Raw genomic sequence first — 674 nt, forward strand, 5'->3', positions numbered from 1 at the left:
CCGGAACACGGTCCACTGGGGGTTTTCTTGTTGGTTGGGCCAAGTGGGGTAGGGAAAACTGAAACCGCGCGGGCCTTGGCGGATAGCCTGTTTGGCGGGGAACGTTCACTGATCACCCTCAACCTGTCGGAATATCAGGAGCCGCATACGGTTTCCCAGTTGAAAGGGGCCCCGCCGGGTTATGTCGGATACGGTCAGGGCGGGATACTGACAGAAGCGGTCCGTCAACGTCCTTACAGCGTGGTGCTGTTGGATGAAGTGGAAAAAGCCCATCGCGACGTGCTGAATTTGTTCTATCAGGTATTTGATCGCGGTTTTATGCGTGATGGCGAAGGGCGCGAGATCGACTTTCGTCAGACCGTGATATTGATGACGTCGAATCTGGGCAGTGATCACTTGATGGCGCTACTGGCGCAACAACCTGACGCCCCGAATGCCGCGCTGCATGAGCGGTTGTATCCTGTGCTGCGGGATCACTTCCAGCCTGCCCTGTTGGCCCGCTTTCAAACGGTGATTTACCGCCCGTTACCGGCTGAGGCCCTCAGGCGTATTGTGGACGTCAAACTGGGGCAGGTGACCCGGCGACTCCATACCCATTATGGCCTGAGCTGTCAGGTGGAAAGCGCCCTCCGTGACACGCTGGTCAGCGCCTGCCTGCTGCCGGACAGCGGCGC

The 674-nt window shown here is 58.8% G+C and carries 1 protein-coding gene; it reads left to right on the forward strand.

The annotated features are described in order from the left end of the window. The coding region (locus tag LGZ98_RS23995; protein WP_262978757.1) for an AAA family ATPase at nt 1–674 on the forward strand (674 nt) is incomplete at both ends.

The sequence above is a fragment of the Photorhabdus kayaii genome (genome assembly GCF_025384895.1).
Lineage (GTDB): Bacteria > Pseudomonadota > Gammaproteobacteria > Enterobacterales > Enterobacteriaceae > Photorhabdus > Photorhabdus kayaii.